This is a genomic window from Streptomyces sp. NPDC053079, assembly GCF_044546695.1.
GTDB lineage: Bacteria > Actinomycetota > Actinomycetes > Streptomycetales > Streptomycetaceae > Streptomyces.
In genome coordinates, this window is sequence record NZ_JBITZJ010000001.1 from 1136088 (window position 1) to 1150131 (window position 14044).

Here is a 14044-nt window from a genome sequence, read left to right on the forward strand (position 1 = left end):
CGTGAGCGAGGAGATCGAGGACCTGCTGCGCGGCCTGGCGCCGCGGGTCCTCGGCACGCTCGTCCGCCGGCACGGGCAGTTCGAAGCCTGCGAGGACGCCGTCCAGGAGGCGCTGCTCGCGGCGTCGGTGCAGTGGCCGGAGCAGGGTGTGCCGAGCAGGCCCGCAGGCTGGCTGGTCACAGTCGCCAGCCGCAGGCTGACCGATCACTGGCGCAGCGAGGCGGCGCGCCGGGAGCGCGAACTGACCGTCAGCATGGAGCCGCCGCCGGACGACGACCCGTCCCGGCACGTCGACGACACGCTGCGCCTGCTGTTCCTGTGCTGCCATCCGAAGCTGTCGGCGCCCTCGCAGGTGGCGCTGACGCTCCGGGCGGTCGGCGGCCTCACCACGGCCCAGATCGCGCATGCGTTCCTGGTGCCGGAGGCCACCATGGCGCAGCGGATCAGCCGGGCGAAGCAGACGATCAAGGGCGCCGGCTTCCCGGACAGCCCCGAGCGACTGCCGGCGGTGCTGCAGGTGCTGTACCTGATCTTCAACGAGGGCTACACCGCCACCTCCGGGCCCGACCTGCAACGGGTCGAGCTGGCTGCGGAGGCCATCCGGCTTGCGCGCGAGGTGCACCGGCTGCTGCCGGACGACGGCGAGGTCGCCGGGCTGCTCGCGCTGATGCTGCTCACCGACGCCCGGCGGCTGACCCGCAGCGCGGACGGCGCTCTGGTGCCGCTCGCCGAGCAGGACCGCGGCCTCTGGGACCGCGCGCGGATCGAGGAGGGCGTCGCGTTGGTCTCCGGCACCCTGCGCAAGGGGCCTGCCGGGCCGTACCTTCTGCAGGCCACGATCGCCGCGATCCACGACGAGGCGCCGTCCACCGAGGAGACGGACTGGGCCGAGGTGCTGATCCTCTACAAGATCCTGGACCGGACCGCGCCGAACCCGATGGTCACCCTGAACCGCGCGATCGCGACCGCGATGGTGCACGGCCCGGCTGAGGGGCTGGCCCTGCTCGCCACGCTCGACGGCGACAAGCGGGTCGCCGGTCACCACCGGCTGCACGCGGTGCGCGGGCACCTGCTCGACCTGGCCGGTGAGCACGATCAGGCCCGCGAGCACTACCGGCGGGCCGCGAGGCTCACGTTGAGCCTGCCGGAGCGGGAGTACCTGCTGCGCAGGGCCTCGCGGTGAGTCCATGGGCACGGGCGTCGTCGTAGCTCGCTGCCTGGCCCCGGTACGCGGCGACTCCGATGTCGGCCCGCTTCGGGTTGTCGTGGGCGTCGTAGAGGACCACGCTGTAGCCCTCGCCTCCGGACTGGGTATGCGGTACGTGCCAGCGCAGCCGCCAGTGACCATCGGCGACAGCCGGCCAGGTGTTGCCGCTTTCCTGCTTCGCGGGAGCCGGTCCCGGCCCCGGAGAGGCGTCATCCGAGCTCTGGGGCGTGAGCACGACCCGGTACGTGCAGATCTGCCGGACCGTGTAGGCACGTCCCTTGACCGTCAGATCCTCGTCAGGCGCTACGGTCCAGTGCTGCCCGTCCCTGCGGTCGGCGGGCGTCACGCCCTCGGACAGCACGGCCTTGCGGGACGTACCGTCCGAGTGCGCCTCCGCGTACGCGACCGTCGCGCCCCCGGGGAGCCGTGCGATTCCGCCCCTGAGGATCCGGACGCCTTCGATTCCCGGGCTCCCGTCCTTGTCCCCGTCGCACAGCGGACCCTTGTCCGGCGGCGGGGGAGCCGCTTCGATCCGGGCGGTGGGAGAAGCCGGAGAAGTCGCGCTGCCTGCCCCGGCGGTGCCGCAGCCCGTGACGACGACCAGGAGCGTACAAACGCCGACCGCGACGAAGAGTCGCTCGCACTTCACCGGTAGGACCGTCCCGCCCGACGGCGCAGCCGGCCATAGAGGATGAAGGCCTCCATGGCCGCGAGCAGCCCGCCAACGGTCCAGGCATGGCCGGACGACAGTCCGTTGACGTCGTTGCTCAGCCTCGTCGACAGCCAATCCTCCGGGTCCACCACCAGCGTCACGTGCCGCCCCGGCTCGAAGTCCTCGTCGCACCCTTGTGAGTCGTCGATCCCGTAGGTCAGATCCCGCCCGGATTCCGACCGGACGACGGTGCAGGTGTGCCCCGTGTCGTGCTTTCTGTGATAGCTGCTGATGTCGGCTATCACGGCCTCGTACCGGGTGCCGCGCTGATCCAGTACGTAGTCGTCCAACGCAGGCCCGGCGAAGAGGGCGAAGGCGAACCCGAGGACCGCCACACACGTGCCGGGCCCCGCACCGCACAATGCCCCGGCCACGACCAGGACGAGCAGGAGGACAACGACGCTGCCCATCAACAGCAGGGTCGACCCGCCCTGGTTGAGCCACCCGCAACCCGCCAGGATCAGGGGAGTAAGGACCACAAGACCGACGGTGACGGGCCACCTGCGCGACGCCTTGGGGCTGTTCAGCCCCACCCCCTTCATCGGCGGGCCACTCGTCTCCGTCCTCTCCGTCCTCACCGGCTTCACTTCCTTCCCGGGCTGTTCGAACTTTTGATCAAGGGGACATCCTCATCGACACGACTCCAAAGAGGAAATCTCGCTGGGGGGTCGAGCCGGGCGGACGCCGCGGGGCCTTCGTCGGGCGTCAACGCGCGACCGGCCCCCGTCCCCGATCGTGTCGGCGGGTGCGAGCGTGTGCGCGAGCAACGCCGGGTACAGGCAATACCTCTTTCGGGTGAGTCGCCCCCTCAGGGGTGATCGAACGACCCGCCACGCGCCTCGATCCCTGGCGCGCCATGGGCCACCGCCCCGCATCGAACATTCGTCTGGCGATTCGCTCGGCCTCCGCCGTGACGGGCCGCTGATCAGCACAGTTTCTCCAGGCGTCGACAACGAGCCGCTACCCCTCGGAGGAGCCATGGATCCCGTACTCGCCCTCAATGCCCTTCATGTCGAGTTCGAACATCTCCCCGCGGGCCGCCGGCCGGGTGGACGTCCTCCCGGGATCACGGTTGACGGTTTCTTCGCCTGTTCTTTCGACTCCTCTTCTTTCGACTCCTCGCGTCCGGTGCCTAGGAGGGCCGAATGAACGGAACCAACGACGTTCCCGCCGGACGTAGGCCTGCGCCGCACAGCCCATCGGTCACGGATGCTGTGCTGACCGGACGCAGCGGCAAGAGCGCCGAGAACGTCATCGTCCTGCTGCAGCGGTGGAGCGACAGACGTGTCCTGGCCGTCCGCAAGCGCTTCGCCGCAGGGGCCCTCTACACGAACATCACTGCCCCTGTCGGCGAGGAGAGGCCGTGTCTGCCCAGCTGAACATCATCGGCTCCCACTTGGTTTTCGAGCGGGACGGTCACGTGCTTCTCGGGCTGCGTGCGCCGGACGTGGCGTTCGCGGGGAACGTGTGGCACGTGCCGGCAGGGCACGTCGAGCGTGAAAGCGTGCGTGCCTGCGCGGTGCGTGAAGCCGCGGAGGAGCTCGGCGTCACCGTCGCCGAGCCCGACCTTGAACTGGTCCACACCGTCCACCTACTCGACCGCGCAGACGGCCATCCGCGGATGCAGGTCTTCTTCCGCGTGCACCGATGGGCCGGTGAGCCCCGGCTGATGGAGCCGGACCGGTGCACGCGCTGGCAATGGTGGCCTCGCAGTGCCCTGCCTGATCCGACGGTGGCGTACACGCTGGCGGCCCTTGAGGGCATCGCGAACGGTTGGCCGTACACCGCCATGGGGTGGCCGCAGTGACCGAAGCCCTCTCGTCAGCCTTCTCGTCCCAAGTCCACGTCCCGTTCACCCCGCTGGAGGCCGCTGTGCGCCGCCCATCCGACACCGTCTCACCGCCCCCGGCTGCTGCGGGGAGGCGGGCGTGAACGAGGTACCCATCAACGGGATGCAGAGCGGCGGTACGGTGCCGGGCCCTCGCCGCGAGTTGTCGTTGCCTCCTGCTTCCGCCTCGGCGGCGCCCGAGGGGGAAGCGGTCGGCGATGAGCTCAAGAGTGCGTACTGGATGCAGTGGGACGGTGAAGCGGCCCGCCCGCGCGGAGCATGCCGTCTACGACGCGGTCCTGCACGGCCCCCGCCGCCCGGACCGCATCACCGTCCTGATCTCCCACCGCCTGGCCAGCGTGACCGAATGCGACATGATCTACGTCTTCCGCGACGGGCGCGTCATCGAGTCCGGTGACCACCACACCCTCATGGCCCGCCGCACGGCCGCCGGCGAACCCGGCGAGTACGCACAACTCTTCACCCTCCAGGCCGCCACCTACAGGGAGGCCACGATCCCCGGCACCGAGGAGACCGGGTGATGCACCACGCCCCACGGGCCGGTGGCGGGCCGCGGGTCGTGACGAGTCCTGCGGCGTCCGGCGGTCGTACTGTCGAACCTGTTACCGAGGAGGGCTTCCGATGCGCAGCGTGACCTATTCGATGGGCGTCTCGCTTGACGGCTACATCGTCGGGCCGGACGGCGACTTCGACTGGACGGAGCCGGACGAGGAGGTCTTTCGCTCCTGGATCGACGAGATTCGAGAGGTCGGCGTTCACCTGTTGGGGCGACGGCTGTACGAGACGATGTTGTACTGGGAGAGCGCCGACCAGGATCCGTCGCTCGACGACTCAATGCTGGAGTGGGCCGCGATCTGGAAGCCGCTTCCAAAGGTGGTGTTCTCCACCACCTTGTCGGCGGTGCGGGGCAATGCCCGCCTGGCCTCCGGCGGCCTCGCGGAGGAGATCGAGCGGTTGCGGGCCGAGCCGGGGGAGGGCGACATCGCGATCGGCGGCGCGACTCTCGCTGCCGACGCGGCCGCGCTGGGTCTGATCGACGAGTACCGGGCCAGGGTCTATCCGGTGCTGGTTGGCGGTGGAATTCCGTTCTTTCCCCGGCGCGAGCGCCGGGTGGATCTCGAACTCGTCGAGACCCGCACCTTCAGCTCGAGCGTCGTATACCTCCGCTACCGCGTGGCGCGTCAGCCGGCAGTGGCGTGAGCGGTTCGCCGGGCGCGCCGATCGGAACTGGATGCCGATCGGCGCGTCGGGGACCCGCAGGCGGCACGTATCAGGCGAGGTTCCGCGAGAAGAACTTCAGCGTGCTGTCCAGCTCGAATGCCGGAATGTCACCGTGCTTGCCGGGGTTGGCGTGCAGGGTCTTCTCGGCAGAGGCCAAGGCGTCGAACAGCGCCAGGCTCTGGTCACGGGGCACGCGCTCATCGTCCCACTGCACCAGAAACTCGACAGGGACGGTGATCCGCGCGGCGTCTCCGGCCGGGGCCGAGGCCGAAGCCCCACCAAGACCCAATACGGCAGCGCGAACCCGGGGCTCGGCGGCGACAAAGGGAACGCCGAGTCCGCACCCCAGCGATACTCCCCAGTACCCCACTGGGCCGGCGCCGACGTGATCGAGCTGCTGAACCGCGTCCAGGACCGCCTGCCATTCCGGAACGGTCTGGCGGGCCACGAGTGCCTGGAATCCGGCGATCAGCGGCGCCAGTTCTTCCCCAGCCTCCACGCGTGACTGGTTCTCGGACGCGATCCGGTTGTACTCCTCGTGCGTCGGGCGATCGCCATGACCCGGCACGTCGACCGCCACCACGGCAAAACCGCACTCGGTCACGAAACGGTGCGCAAGGCCCATGATGTCGGGGGCTTTCTTGTGCTGACCGCCGCCGTGGCCCATCACGATGAGGGGACGAGTACCGGCATCTTCAGGCGTCCACAGAACGCCGGGAATCTCGCCGAGGAGGAAGAGCTGTTCACAGATGCCGTTGGAGCATGTTTTAGAGGTGAAGCGCATAGCGTTTCAAGCCTTTCGGGGTGCCGCTACGGGCACTCCCTAGGCCATGCGGGGGAGGGAGGCCCGACCTGTCACAGTGTTGATCGGTCTCACCTCCTCGGTTCGCAGCGGTGCACGGCGGCACGAAGGTACCACGAGGGTATTCGGCCATCTCCCGTCAGGGATGCCGCCAGAGCGCACGCCGTCGGGCGGCCTGCTTCATGGAGGTATTTCTCTACCGCGCCCAGGTGCTGTTCATGAGCGAGGATGAGGTCGTCTGCGAGGTTCAGGACGCGGACAGTCCCACCGGTGAACTGGATGGTGATGCCGATGGCGAAGTCGACGTTCCCGTCCCGGTAGTGGATCGTTCGGATCGCGAGGATCTGCTGGCCGATGAACGGGCTCATCGGGAAGTCCCGCACGTCGCCCTCGACCGTCGTGCGGCCGTATTCGTCCATGTCGTAGGGGTCGTGAGGCTGGTCGTGACGGGGCGCTGCTGCGTGGCGTCGTCGAGCACATCGGAGGCGGGAGAAGTAACCATCAGTACCCATTCGGTTCGGGCGGCCGCTCTACCCGTGGAATGGTCATGACTCCGGGCAGTCCGCGGGTGGATCGTCGGTGCGCGGGTGCAGGCTCAGTTCTTTATGGCGTTGCTGATCCTCTCCTGAGTGAGCCGGACGGCGGAGCTCAGCTGGTAGGAGCGGAAGCAGGACGCGCGTCAGGGAGAGGGTCGGCCGGCCAGAGGGCGTCGGGGAAGACGGCCTCGTCGGAGTCCGTGTCGGGGATGAGGGTGGTGAGCATCTGCTGGGCGGTCTTCGCGTGGTCGGCGGCGCGGGGCAGCATGACGCTTTCGTAGGCGTCGAGGGCTTCGTCGATGGTGGAGTGGTCGATGACGGCTTGGGCGAGTTCGGCGCCGTCGAGCAAAGCGAGGTTGGCGCCGACGCCGACGGGTGGCATCAGGTGGGCGGCGTCGCCGAGCAGGGTGATGCCGCGTACGCGCTGCCAGGAGTGGGGGACAGGGAGGACGTACATGGGCCGGTTGATGAAACCGCCCTCGTTGTCGCGCAGGATGCCCAGCAGGCTCTCGTGCCAGCCCTGGTACTGGGCGAGGAGGCGTGCACGTACGGAGTCGGTGTCGGCGAGGTCGAGGCCGGTGTGCCACTCCTGGGGGCCGCGGAAGGTGATGTAGGCGCGGACGTGTCCGTTGCTGTTGCGCTGCAGCACCAGGCTGCGGCGGCCCGCCTTGGCCGACATGGTGCCGCGACCGACCAGGCGGGCGATGCCGGGGTGACGGTGGTCGACGTCGTCGAAGTGGGCTTCCACCATCGTGACGCCGGCGTAGAAGGGTTGGGCGTCGGAGAGCGCGGGGCGTACCCGGGACCAGGCACCATCGGCGCCGATGACCAGGTCGAAGTCGTCGAAGTCCTCGCCGGTGCGGTCGCGGTGGTACAGGCGCGCGGTGCCGTGGGGCAGCGGGGTGACGGCCCTTACGGAGTGGCCCCAGCGGACCGTGCCGGGGGTGAGGGAGTCCAGCAGGAGCGCGCGCAGCCGGCCGCGGTCGATCTCGGGCCTGCTCAGGTCGCCCTCGCCGGCCTGGTCATGGCGCATCAGGTTCGCTCGGCGGTCGTACAGGCGCCACTCCTGGCCCTCGGGCCGGGACAGGGCGAGGAACTGGTCGAACAGGCCGGCTGCGCGCAGGGCCGCCTGGCCGGTGTCTTCGGCGATGTCGAGAGTGCCGCCCTGAGAACGGGAGTGAGGAGCGGCCTCGTGCTCGAAGACCGTGACCGGCACGCCGTGCTGCTGTAAGACGCGTGCGCAGACGAGGCCGCCGAGGCCGGCGCCGGCTATCGCGATGCGGGGGGTGGTGGACATGAGGGTCACGCTCCGTTCGACGGTTGAAAAGGGTGCTGGTGGTGACTGCGGTGACACCCTGTTCCGGGCAGGGCAGCGCCCCGAGTTCCGGCAGCTGAGTGCCAGTCAGGCGTACCTGCTCACAGAAACACAGCCGCTCCAAAAGTGCAACAGCTCTGCTTTTGGATCCGATCGCCTTTACGGTCGACTCCCCTTGAACGAGTAGGGTGGAGCGCATGGCTGAGACAACGACAGGACGCCGCGAGCGCAAGAAGGCACAGACCAGGCAGGCCCTGGCGGATGCCGCGGTGCGGCTGTTCACCGAGCGCGGCTTCGACAACGTCGGTGTACGCGAGGTGGCAGAGGCGGCCGACGTCTCGCTGAGCACGCTCTTCAAACACTTCCCCAGTAAGGAAGCCCTCGTCTTCGACCTGGACGCGGACGTCGAGAGCGCCCTCATAGCGGCCGTTCGCGACCGGGCCCCCGGCCAGTCGGTGCTGCATGCCTTGCGCGATCACATGGTGCGCACCCGTACCGCCGTACGGACCGACGACCCCGTGTTCGTCCTTGTCGAATCCACCCCCGCGCTGCGGGACTACGCCCGGCACATGTGGTCGCGCCACGAGAAGGCACTGGCCGCCACCCTCGCCGAGGCCACCGGGCTCACCGAGGACACCCCCGTCGTCACCGGCCTGGCACGCTTCGCCCTGGAAGCCCCCAGCATCGCCCGCGCGAGCGACGACCCGGCCCGGACCATGCGCGACTTGTTCACCCTGCTGGAACACGGCTGGGCCACTACCCCCGTGGCGCGACAGGAAGACCGCCCCGGCCGGGTACGGCGCACGGATGGGGCAGGGGTAGGGGAAGAGGGGGGCGGATGACGGCCCCCAGGGCCTGAGCCGGCCGTCGGCTGTCGTGCGCCGGCCCAGGCCCGGTTCGCTTCGTGGCTACCGAGTCACGGAGTCACGGCACTATCGTCCAGCGCTGACGGACGTCGTCGCTGCAGGTCGCGATCGTCACGTAGGCCGCCTCCCGCGCTGCCGGCACCAGGCACAGGTGCGCGGCTTCGTTGCGGAAGCGGAGGGTGCCGTCGCCGTAGGCCTCCGCCTGCCAGCGGTGGCCCGTGCCGTCCGTCTTACTGCCGCGGCCGGTGCAGTCGTGCAGCACGGAACGCTCGCCGGGACGGGGCTGGACGCTGTCCAGGATGTCGACGCACCGTCCGCTGCCGAATCCCCTGAGCCGTACGAGGTTGTCGCCGCTGCCGGCGTACTGGACGTCCCATCGCTGGGTGTTGACGTTGTTGTGCCCGCGGGTGATCAGTGGGGTGCCGTCTCGACTGCCCCCGCCGAAGGTGTCCAGGTAGAGGCCGTTCCACGCACGCAGCCGAACCCGCCCGTCACTGTCCTCCCACGCGCGCTCGGGCACCGCGCGGGAGTTGTCCCACCACTGCTGGGCGGGGTCGTCGTTGCACGGGAAGGCCACGACCGACGTCTCGTTCCCCGTGCCGGTCAGGCACAGCTGCGGGTAGCGGGAGTTGCGCCAGCGCAGCGGGCCGCCGGGCGTACCCAGGTCGTCGGGGTGCCACTGGGCCTCGGGCGACTCGCACGACAGCATGAGGATGGGGGATACCGGCATGAACGGATTGACGCCGGGGCACGCCTCGCCGGCGGCGAGGGCAGTGCGGTCGGCGAGGGCGGTGCGGTCCTCGAGGGCGCCGGACGCGGCTCGGGGGCTGTTGCCGTGAGCGAAGCGGTACCAGTGCCCCCGCACGGTGTCCACACGGAACCGCTGCCGGGCGTTGTACGCCTGCAGGCGGGTGGTCACACGGCCGCTGCTGCCCGGAACATCGAGGGCCAACCCGGTCCGGGCGTTCTCGAGAGCTGAGGAGAAGTTGTGCACCGGACCGTCGGGCGCGGCCGGTACGGGGCTGGGGGCCGGTTCGAACTGGACGGGGTAGTGGTCCGAGCCGCGCCCCGCGGGGATGTCCGCGTTGAACCGGGGCGTGCCGCGCGTGATCGCGTAGTCGAGTTCACCGCCCCGCTGGTGGGTGGAGCGGTGGGGTCGGGCCAGTTGCTCGTCGGGCCGCAGGCGAAGGGTCTGCTCCCGGGCCTGCCGGTCGGTGCGGTTGCGGATGTCGAGGTTGAAGTCGCCGACCATGACCCAGTTCTCGCCGGCCCGGGTGGCGGCACGGATGCGCCTGAGCAGGGGGGCGACGTCCCCGCCGCGCGCGTGGACGTTGTAGTAGACGGTGTTGCCGAACCGTACGCCGAGGGCGCGGCGGTAGCGGTATTCGTTGCGGGGCTCGTCCCGGTTGTACAGCGGGTTCTCGATGACGCGGACCTCGTCCGCGCGGGCGTGGGTGGCCACCGCCAGGTTGACCCGGCCGCCTCGCCAGCGGTCCCGTCCCGTGGTGCTGTCGCGTTGCGGGTCGGTCTGGAGGAAGTACACGTGGCGGGTGTGGTGACGGTACTGCCACACCGTGTGGTTCACGTGGCCCGGCAGGCCCGCCGGGAAGGGGCCGGGAATGCGGATCGACTCACCGACGCCGTGGCGCTGGTGCGCCGCGGGGGGCGGCCCGTTGCCGGCTTCCTGGAGGGCGACCACCTGGTGACGCATGGTCAGTGGGCCGACCTCGCCGGTCCAGCGCAGCCCGTTGTCGGAGCCCTGCATGTTGTAGGTGGCGAACGGCAGGCCGCCGGATGGCGGGGCCGCCGGCGTCGTCGGCCGGTCGTCCGCCCGCGCCGTGGAGCCGCCCGGCCCTGGGGCGGCACCGACCAGCAGTCCGGTCGCCAGCAGCACGGAGGTGAGAGCCGCCGTCAGCCGTGATGTGCGTGGTCCGGCGCGGGCCTTGGCGCGGGGCGGTGGTAACGGTAATCGCATCGTGGTCTCCTAATGGAGCGATCGGGTACGAACAACCGCAGGAACGATCCGTTCATGATGGGAATGTCCGCGTCAAGGGTCGATCCGCGCCACACGCCCGCCGGTATGACCGGATGCCGCTCAGGCTTCGCTGTGAGAGCAGGCTTCGCTGCGAGAGGTCGCCTTGGCGGCGGGGTCCGGGGCGCTGTGTCGAGTGAACGCCCACAGTACGATCCCGAGGCAGCTGAACGCGGCACCCAGTGCGCATACGGCGCCCCAGCCGGCCACTGTGTAGAGGGAGGTCGCGGCGATGGCGCCGGTGGCGCTGCCGATCGAATAGAAGACCATGTATCCGCCGATCAACCGGCTGCCCGCGTCCGGGTGCAGCGCGTAGATCAGGGTCTGGTTGGTGACATGGACCGCCTGCACGGCGAGGTCGAGAACGATCACCCCGACGACCAGGGCCCACAGCGAGCTGCGGGTGAAGGCCAAGGGCAGCCACGAGGCGGCGAGCAGTGCCAGGGCGATGCCGGTGGTGTGCCGGGAGAGACCGCGGTCGTTCAGGCGGCCCGCCACGGTCGCGGCCAGGGCGCCGGCGACACCGATCAGCCCCAGCGCCCCGATCGCGCTGTGGGACAGGAAGTACGGGGCCTCGCTGAGCGGCAGCGCGACGCTGCTCCACAGGGTGCTGAAGGCGGCGAAGATCAGCAGACCGAACAGGGCCCGGTGCCGCAGCAGTCGTTCCCGTGCGAACAAGGTGATCGTGGAGCGCAGGAGCCGGCCGTAGCGCAGAGTTGTCGGCGGAGCGTCACTGCGGCGCGGCAGCACTCGGTACAGGACCAGGGCGAGCAGAGCGGTGAGTGACGCCGAGGCGATGTAGACGGAGCGCCAGCCCGCGAGATCGGCCATGAGGCCGGATGCCGTGCGGGCGAGCAGGATTCCGCTGACCACGCCGCTGGTGACCAGGCCGACGACCCGTCCGCGCCCGGCGGGAGGGGCCAGCGATGCCGCGAAGGCCACCAGCGTCTGCGTGACGACCGCGAGAAGCCCCATCGCGGCCACGCCCGCGAGCAGGACCGCCGCTGTGGGGGCGGCGGCTACCGTGGCCAGTGCCACCACCAGGAGCAGCAGTTGGGCCACGATGAGCCGTCTGCGGTCGACCACGTCGCCCAGTGGTACGAGGAAGAAGAGTCCCAGCCCGTATCCGACATGCGTGAGGGTGACCACGCTGCCGACAAGTGCCGGGCTCATGGCGAGGTCGTGGCCCATGGTGACCAGGAGCGGCTGGGATAAGTAGACGTTGGCCACCGCGGCTCCGCAGGCGACGGCGAACAGAACCACGACGCCACGGGACAGGACGAACGCGGAACCTTCCCCGCTTCGGGCCTCGGTTCGTCGTGTCAGAGCCTCCACAGCCTCGCCGTTGCCGGGCATCGGCACCCCTCCGCACATCTGGTTCCCACTCTGGTTTCAACTTGCTACCAATGACGACGGTGACGGTAGCCGCTCTTGGTATCATGTTGCAACCGTTGTGAGAGGGAGTGAGGGACGCCATGGTGAGCAGAACGCGCTTCGACGACAGCGAATGTCCCGTCGCCCGGTCGGTGGACGCGATCGGCGACTGGTGGTCCCTGCTGATCGTGCGGGACGCCTTCGACGGAAGCCGGCGCTTCGGCGAGTTCCAGCGCAGCCTCGGCGTAGCGAAGAACATCCTCACCGCGCGCCTGCGCACCCTGGTCGCCGGCGGTGTCCTCGAATCCGTCCCCGCCTCGGACGGCAGCGCCTACCGCGACTACGTACTGACTCCGAAGGGCAAGGCCCTCTTCCCCGTCATCGTGGCCCTGCGGCAGTGGGGCGAACAGAACTTCTTCGCCCCCGGCGAATCACACTCAGAGTTGGTCGACCGCCGACAGGGGCGTCCCCTCCGTGCACTGGAAGTCCTGTCTGCGGACGGGCGACGACTCAACCCTGACGACACCACGGTCCACAAGGTCTCCAGCCAGTGAACTGAGCAGGCGTCCGGGCAACGCCGAGGCGTACCGACTCTCGGGTTGTCTCCGTACGCTGACGGGCATGGCATGCCGCATCAGTGAACTCGTCATCGACGCCGCCGACTGAGGGTACTCAGATTGAGCGGGGCCTGAGCAGGTCCTCGACAAGGGTGTCCACCAGACCGCGGGGAATGGTCGATCCCGTCAAGGCGCAGTAGACGATCGGGCCGACAAGGGCGTCGATCGTGGCGTCGGGGCCGAGCCTGGGCGAGACCTCGCCGGCGTCGACTGCGCGCGCGAACATCTCTCGTTCTTGGTCACGGCGTGGGCCGAGATAGCGCTTGTGAAAGCTCTTGGCCGTGTCGGGATCGTGCTGCGCCTCGGCGATGAGCGCGAGCAGGACCTTGCCGGCGGGGTCACCGGCGAGGAATCGCGCGAGGTCGCGAAGGTAACCACGGATGCTCTCCGCCGTGGGCTTCTCCGTCGGGACGGGAAGGCGTTTGTCGCTGTCTTCGATGAGCGTGTCGAGGAGGATCTCGACCTTCGAGGGCCACCAGCGGTAGATCGTCTGCTTGGCGACGCCGGCGCGACGCGCGATCGCCTCAATGGTCAGAGCTCCGAAGCCGTGCTCGACGAGCAGATCGTCTGCGGCATGAAGCACAGCGAGACGTGCGGACTCGTCGCGCCGGTTCCCGGAGCGCGGCCTGCGGGGCTGAGGACTGGCTGCGGGCATGCGGGACACCTTACCCGTCAGCGGTCCCCGCGGTCTTGTTTAGACGCAACGGCGCGTCTAGTCTAAATTCCCCCACCGCGAAGGAGTGAGCATGTCCGCCACGTCCAACCGCAAGGCCCTCGTCATCGGAGCCTCTCGAGGGTTAGGGCTCGTCCTCGCCAACGAACTCGCCCGACGCGGCTGGCGAGTTATCGCCACAACGCGTCAGGGCGGCGGCGAACTACAAGCGATTGCCGATGCCTGGAACGGCCGGCTGAAGGTCGAATCGCTGGAGATGACAAGCTCCGAAGGGCTAGCCGCGCTGCGCGAGCGTCTGGAAGGCGAAGGCTGTCGACTCGATCTGCTCTTCGTCAACGCTGCGATCGACCGAGGAAACCTGCCGATCCACGAGGTCTCGACCGACATGTTCACCGAGGTGATGATCACCAACACGTTGAGCCCGCTGCGCGCCCTTGAGGCCCTCCGCGGACTCGTCGTGCCCGGCGGAACCGTCGCGGTCATGTCCTCCGACCAGGGCAGCATCTCGCGGAACACCGAGGACGGCTATGAGCTCTACAAGGCCAGCAAGGCCGCGCTCAACCAGCTGATGCGCAGTTACACCACGCGCCATGCCGACGACGGACACACCAAGCTGCTCATCGACCCCGGCCACAATCAGACACAGCTCGGCGGACCCGACGCACCGCTCACCCCCCAGGAGAGCATCCCGGCCGTCGTCGACGTCCTCGAAGCGCAGACCGGCGCCCCCGGCCTGCAGTTCTTGGACCGCCACGGCGAGACCGTCCCGTGGTAGAGCTCCAGACCGAAGCGCCGGTACTGCGCTTCCCTCCTTACGCTGCCGGCAGAGCGAATCGGACA

General features: G+C 69.3%; 16 protein-coding genes. 8 read left to right on the top strand and 8 right to left on the bottom strand.

All coding sequences use genetic code 11. The features are described 5' to 3' along the window. Position 1 precedes the first annotated feature (1 nt). Positions 2 to 1183 carry an RNA polymerase sigma factor gene (locus tag ACIGXW_RS04590; protein WP_399569734.1) on the top strand — a complete coding sequence of 394 codons (1182 nt, stop codon included), beginning with the start codon at positions 2 to 4 and terminating at the stop codon, positions 1181 to 1183. Here ACIGXW_RS04590 and ACIGXW_RS04595 read toward each other — a convergent pair. Both ACIGXW_RS04595 and ACIGXW_RS04600 read right to left on the bottom strand, forming a co-directional pair. Continuing rightward, positions 1131 to 1856: a hypothetical protein gene (locus ACIGXW_RS04595; RefSeq protein ID WP_399569736.1), complete on the bottom strand. Its 726-nt coding sequence runs from the start codon at positions 1854 to 1856 to the stop codon at positions 1131 to 1133. The two genes, ACIGXW_RS04590 and ACIGXW_RS04595, sit on opposite strands and share 53 nt — an antisense overlap. After that, entirely contained in the window at positions 1853 to 2329 is a 477-nt protein-coding gene (locus ACIGXW_RS04600; RefSeq protein ID WP_399569738.1) for a DUF3592 domain-containing protein, read from the bottom strand. The genes ACIGXW_RS04595 and ACIGXW_RS04600 overlap by 4 nt, the downstream gene beginning before the upstream one ends. 735 nt (positions 2330 to 3064) lie before the next feature. Here ACIGXW_RS04600 and ACIGXW_RS04605 point away from each other — a divergent pair. From ACIGXW_RS04605 to ACIGXW_RS04620, 4 genes are all read left to right on the top strand, one after another. Further along, complete coding sequence (locus ACIGXW_RS04605; RefSeq protein WP_399569741.1) at positions 3065 to 3298, top strand: hypothetical protein; 234 nt, start codon at positions 3065 to 3067, stop codon at positions 3296 to 3298. After that, positions 3283 to 3726, top strand: a complete 444-nt coding sequence (locus ACIGXW_RS04610) for an NUDIX domain-containing protein (protein ID WP_071966483.1) — start codon at positions 3283 to 3285, stop codon at positions 3724 to 3726. The genes ACIGXW_RS04605 and ACIGXW_RS04610 overlap by 16 nt, the downstream gene beginning before the upstream one ends. A 275-nt stretch (positions 3727 to 4001) precedes the next feature. Continuing rightward, a complete protein-coding gene (locus ACIGXW_RS04615; protein WP_399569743.1) occupies positions 4002 to 4289 on the top strand; it encodes a hypothetical protein in 288 nt (95 codons plus the stop codon). 100 nt (positions 4290 to 4389) lie between these two features. Beyond that, positions 4390 to 4968 carry a dihydrofolate reductase family protein gene (locus tag ACIGXW_RS04620; protein ID WP_399569745.1) on the top strand — a complete coding sequence of 193 codons (579 nt, stop codon included), beginning with the start codon at positions 4390 to 4392 and terminating at the stop codon, positions 4966 to 4968. 70 nt (positions 4969 to 5038) lie between these two features. On the opposite strand, the gene ACIGXW_RS04625 is transcribed toward ACIGXW_RS04620, so the two are convergent. From ACIGXW_RS04625 to ACIGXW_RS04635, 3 genes are all read right to left on the bottom strand, one after another. Continuing rightward, on the bottom strand, positions 5039 to 5773 hold the full coding sequence (locus tag ACIGXW_RS04625) for a dienelactone hydrolase family protein (RefSeq protein WP_399569748.1): 735 nt from the start codon (positions 5771 to 5773) through the stop codon (positions 5039 to 5041). Between the two features lie 89 nt (positions 5774 to 5862). Then, positions 5863 to 6210, bottom strand: a complete 348-nt coding sequence (locus ACIGXW_RS04630; protein WP_399569750.1) for a hypothetical protein — start codon at positions 6208 to 6210, stop codon at positions 5863 to 5865. A 229-nt stretch (positions 6211 to 6439) separates the two neighbouring features. Continuing rightward, positions 6440 to 7624: an FAD-dependent oxidoreductase gene (locus tag ACIGXW_RS04635; RefSeq protein WP_399569752.1), complete on the bottom strand. Its 1185-nt coding sequence runs from the start codon at positions 7622 to 7624 to the stop codon at positions 6440 to 6442. Between the two features lie 215 nt (positions 7625 to 7839). Here ACIGXW_RS04635 and ACIGXW_RS04640 point away from each other — a divergent pair, with 215 nt between their 5' ends. Further along, positions 7840 to 8484, top strand: a complete 645-nt coding sequence (locus ACIGXW_RS04640) for a TetR/AcrR family transcriptional regulator (protein ID WP_399569755.1) — start codon at positions 7840 to 7842, stop codon at positions 8482 to 8484. 82 nt (positions 8485 to 8566) lie between these two features. Here ACIGXW_RS04640 and ACIGXW_RS04645 read toward each other — a convergent pair whose 3' ends face one another. Together ACIGXW_RS04645 and ACIGXW_RS04650 are read right to left on the bottom strand one after the other, a co-directional pair. Further along, positions 8567 to 10483: a ricin-type beta-trefoil lectin domain protein gene (locus tag ACIGXW_RS04645; RefSeq protein WP_399569757.1), complete on the bottom strand. Its 1917-nt coding sequence runs from the start codon at positions 10481 to 10483 to the stop codon at positions 8567 to 8569. A 120-nt stretch (positions 10484 to 10603) separates the two neighbouring features. Then, positions 10604 to 11896, bottom strand: coding sequence for an MFS transporter (locus tag ACIGXW_RS04650; protein WP_399569759.1), 1293 nt, complete (start codon positions 11894 to 11896; stop codon positions 10604 to 10606). A gap of 119 nt (positions 11897 to 12015) precedes the next feature. On the opposite strand from ACIGXW_RS04650, the gene ACIGXW_RS04655 reads away from it, so the two are divergent. Continuing rightward, positions 12016 to 12468, top strand: coding sequence for a winged helix-turn-helix transcriptional regulator (locus ACIGXW_RS04655; protein ID WP_399569762.1), 453 nt, complete (start codon positions 12016 to 12018; stop codon positions 12466 to 12468). A 118-nt stretch (positions 12469 to 12586) separates the two neighbouring features. Here the strand turns inward: ACIGXW_RS04655 and ACIGXW_RS04660 are convergent, their stop codons facing one another. After that, positions 12587 to 13186 carry a TetR/AcrR family transcriptional regulator gene (locus tag ACIGXW_RS04660; RefSeq protein ID WP_399569764.1) on the bottom strand — a complete coding sequence of 200 codons (600 nt, stop codon included), beginning with the start codon at positions 13184 to 13186 and terminating at the stop codon, positions 12587 to 12589. 91 nt (positions 13187 to 13277) lie between these two features. On the opposite strand from ACIGXW_RS04660, the gene ACIGXW_RS04665 reads away from it, so the two are divergent. Then, positions 13278 to 13979, top strand: a complete 702-nt coding sequence (locus ACIGXW_RS04665) for an SDR family NAD(P)-dependent oxidoreductase (protein ID WP_399569766.1) — start codon at positions 13278 to 13280, stop codon at positions 13977 to 13979. Positions 13980 to 14044: the final 65 nt, after the last annotated feature.

What these genes read in the sequence shown, in the direction of transcription:
- ACIGXW_RS04630 (WP_399569750.1), bottom strand. Translation starts at nt 6,210, where the DNA reads ATGGACGAATACGGCCGCACGACGGTCGAGGGCGACGTGCGGGACTTC.
- ACIGXW_RS04620 (WP_399569745.1), top strand. Translation starts at nt 4,390, where the DNA reads ATGCGCAGCGTGACCTATTCGATGGGCGTCTCGCTTGACGGCTACATC.
- ACIGXW_RS04625 (WP_399569748.1), bottom strand. Translation starts at nt 5,773, where the DNA reads ATGCGCTTCACCTCTAAAACATGCTCCAACGGCATCTGTGAACAGCTC.
- ACIGXW_RS04655 (WP_399569762.1), top strand. Translation starts at nt 12,016, where the DNA reads ATGGTGAGCAGAACGCGCTTCGACGACAGCGAATGTCCCGTCGCCCGG.
- ACIGXW_RS04650 (WP_399569759.1), bottom strand. Translation starts at nt 11,896, where the DNA reads ATGCCCGGCAACGGCGAGGCTGTGGAGGCTCTGACACGACGAACCGAG.
- ACIGXW_RS04665 (WP_399569766.1), top strand. Translation starts at nt 13,278, where the DNA reads ATGTCCGCCACGTCCAACCGCAAGGCCCTCGTCATCGGAGCCTCTCGA.
- ACIGXW_RS04600 (WP_399569738.1), bottom strand. Translation starts at nt 2,329, where the DNA reads ATGGGCAGCGTCGTTGTCCTCCTGCTCGTCCTGGTCGTGGCCGGGGCA.
- ACIGXW_RS04640 (WP_399569755.1), top strand. Translation starts at nt 7,840, where the DNA reads ATGGCTGAGACAACGACAGGACGCCGCGAGCGCAAGAAGGCACAGACC.
- ACIGXW_RS04645 (WP_399569757.1), bottom strand. Translation starts at nt 10,483, where the DNA reads ATGCGATTACCGTTACCACCGCCCCGCGCCAAGGCCCGCGCCGGACCA.
- ACIGXW_RS04660 (WP_399569764.1), bottom strand. Translation starts at nt 13,186, where the DNA reads ATGCCCGCAGCCAGTCCTCAGCCCCGCAGGCCGCGCTCCGGGAACCGG.
- ACIGXW_RS04635 (WP_399569752.1), bottom strand. Translation starts at nt 7,624, where the DNA reads ATGTCCACCACCCCCCGCATCGCGATAGCCGGCGCCGGCCTCGGCGGC.
- ACIGXW_RS04605 (WP_399569741.1), top strand. Translation starts at nt 3,065, where the DNA reads ATGAACGGAACCAACGACGTTCCCGCCGGACGTAGGCCTGCGCCGCAC.